The 3,240-nt window shown below is 68.2% G+C and carries 1 protein-coding gene; it reads right to left on the reverse strand.

Going from position 1 to position 3,240, the window contains the following annotated elements; genetic code table 11:
- Window positions 1-720: 720 nt before the first annotated feature.
- Window positions 721-3,240, reverse strand: a 2,520-nt coding sequence (locus tag HMPREF1138_RS06655) for a UvrD-helicase domain-containing protein (protein WP_009057904.1), incomplete at its 5' end; no start/stop codon positions are given.

The raw sequence follows: 3,240 nt of genomic DNA on the forward strand, positions 1-3,240 counted from the left end.
ATTGCATGCGACATTTCTGAGGAACCAGAACATGAGACGCCACAAAGGCACCACGAAGTGCCCCCAGCAGGAGACAACGCAAGCCCAGAAGACCCCCACAACCCCGACAGCCGCCACAACCGCCACAAGCACGGGGGCACTGCACCCGTTACGTGGCGGTGCACCCGAACAGAAGAGGTGCATTGCCTACGGATCGGGTGCAGTGCCCCAACACACAAGAACAAACGCGGAACTGGCCCACCGAACCACTCACCGCCACACCCCTCCATGCGCAGCTGGGCCCTACTGGTGGCAGGACGGGCACGCCGCCCACGCCACCACCTGCACCCCGGCCCACTCCGACACCTCCCACACCCTTACATGCGAAGAGCCGAATTACGTGCGAAATTGCTGATTGACAGCCACAACTGGGCTACATGCAGCAAACCCGTCAGGACCACAGAGCCAGACCGCCGCCCGGGACACAGCGGACCGGGCCCAGACAAATTTCGCACGTAATTTCCCTCGGTCATTTTTCGAGACTCCCCGAAAACGTTGCAATTCCAACGACATGAATTCAAAATGTGAACTAATCGCAGGGGAATTACGTGCGAAATTGCTGATTGACAGCCACAACTGGGCTACATGCAGCAAACCCGTCAGGACCACAGAGCCAGACCACGGCGCCGCCCGGCACACAGCGGGGCCACAAGCAGACCGAGCAGCGCCGGGAAGCCCGACCTACGAAATCTTCTCCATCGGGGCCATGCGCACGAGGAGACGCTTCTCGGCCATGCCGAAGCGGATGCGAGCCACGGTGCGCGGCCCCTCCCCCTCGACGCCGGTGACGGTGCCCGCACCCAGGGTCGCGTGCTTGACGCGGTCCCCGACCTTGAGCGAGAGCACCGGCTTCTCCTCGGCGGGCTTGGCTGCGGGAGTCACGCCCATCCGGGTCACTGTGCGTGCGCCGGCCGTCTGCGCGGGCGCGCCACCGCGCCCCGACCCGAAGGCACCGGCGTCGCGCTCACCCCACGGGTCGCGCCCCTCGGAGCGACGGGAGCGCCCATAGGCCCCGGAACCATAGGAACCGGAACCATACGAACCCCCGTAGGAGGCGCGCATACGCTCCCCGGATGTGGCCGCGCGGCGCACGTCGAGGAGCTCGGCGGGGATGTCGTCGAGGAAGCGCGAGGGCGGCATCTCTTGCGGCGTCCCCCAGGCGCTGCGCACCGCCGCGCGCGTCAGGTAGAGGCGTTCGCGCGCACGCGTGATCGCCACATACGCCAGGCGGCGTTCCTCCTCCAGCTCGCTCTCATCCCCGAGGCTGCGCTGGTGCGGGAAGGTGCCGTCCTCCATGCCGGTCACGAAAACCGCCGGGAATTCGAGACCCTTCGCGGTGTGGACGGTCATGAGGGTGACCTGTCCGCCGCGCTCGCCTTCGGCGGGCACCTGGTCCGAGTCGGCGACGAGGGCGACGCGCTCGAGGAAGTCCGCGAGGGTCCCGCCGGGCGCATCGGCCGCGAAGGCCCCGGCGACCGAGTGCAGTTCCGCCAGGTTTTCCACGCGCGAGGCATCCTGCGGATCCTCGCTGCGGCGCAGCTCCGCCAGGTAGCCGGTGCGGTCCAGGACCTCCTCGAGGATGTCGGCCTGGGATGCGCCGCGCGCTTCGGCGGCTCGCAGCGTCTCGATGAGCCCCCAGAAGGCGGCCGCAGACTTCGCGGCGCGGGCGGTGATGCCCAGGACCTCGGGCGCGCTCTCGGAGGGGACGGGGGACGAGGCCGGGGCCGCGGCCGCGCTCGAATCCGCAGCCGCGCTCGCATCTGCACCGTCGCGAGCACCCGGGTTCTCCCCCGCCGCACCGCCCGAGGAAACGGAAACGGAAGAATCGGCCGAGGCCTCGTCCGTGGAAGCGGAACGGGCCAGCGCGTCGACGTCGATTCCCTCACCCTCACCGGCGGGGCAGCCTGCGCGCAGCCACAGGTGGCGCAGGGCAGCGCCAAACGAGATGCCGTGGCGGGCGGCGTGCGCGGCGATGGCTTCTTCGGCCTTCGCGCCGATACCGCGCTTGGGGACGTTGAGGACACGGCGGGCCGCGACCGTGTCGTCGGGGTTGGAGATGACCTGCAGGTAGGCCAGTGCATCCTTGATTTCGCGGCGCTCGTAGAAGCGCGTGCCGCCGACGACGCGGTACGGGATGCCCAGACGCACGAGGAGCTCCTCCAGCGCGCGGGACTGCGCGTTCGTGCGATAGAAGACAGCGATGTCGCCCCAGTCGACGCCCGAGTCCGCGAGGCGGTCGATCTCGCCGACGACGAAGCGGGCCTCGTCGTGCTCGGAATCGGCGGCGTCCAGGGTGATGAGCGCGCCGTCGCCCGAGGCGGTCCACAGGTTCTTCGCGCGGCGTCCCGTGTTGCGGGCGATGACCGCGTTCGCGGCCGACAGAATGTTCTGCGTGGAGCGGTAGTTCTGCTCGAGCAGGATCGTGCGCGCGCCCGTGAAGTCGCGCTCAAACTCCTCGATGTTGCGGATCGTGGCGCCTCGGAAGGCGTAAATCGACTGGTCGGAGTCGCCCACGACTGTCAGCTCGGCGGGCGTGACCCCATCGGACCCATCCCCCACGAGGGCGCGCACGAGGACGTACTGCGCATGGTTCGTGTCCTGGTACTCGTCGACCAGGATGTGGCGGAAGCGCCGGTGGTAGTGCTCGGCGATCAGCGGGTTGTCGCGCAGCAGGTCGACCGTGCGCATGATGAGGTCGTCGAAGTCCAGCGCGTTCGAGGCGCGCATGCGCTTGTCGTACTCGACGTAGGCGTCCGCGACGATGCGAGAGACGGGGTCTTTGCCAGCCGTCTCGGCGTAACGCTTCGGGCCGATCAGCTCGTTCTTCGCGTCCGAAATGCGCGCCGCAACCATCTTTGGGGTGAAGCGCTTAATGTCCACGTCCTGGGCTTTGAGGACCATCTGGATGAGACGCTGGGAATCCTGCGCGTCGTAGATCGTGAACGACGAGGACAGGCCCGCCGCCTCGTGCTCGTAGCGCAGCAGGCGCACGCACGCCGAGTGGAAGGTCGACACCCACATGCGGCGTGCGTCGTCCCCCACGAGGGCGCCCGCGCGCTCGCGCATCTCGGCGGCTGCCTTGTTCGTGAAGGTGATCGCCAGAATCTCCCCAGCCCGCGCGCGGCCCGTGGCCAGCAGGTAGGCGATGCGGTGCGTGAGCACGCGCGTCTTGCCGGAGCCCGCGCCGGCGAGGATCAGCAG

Origin of the sequence: Actinomyces sp. ICM58 (assembly GCF_000283035.1) — a bacterium.
Lineage (GTDB): Bacteria > Actinomycetota > Actinomycetes > Actinomycetales > Actinomycetaceae > Pauljensenia.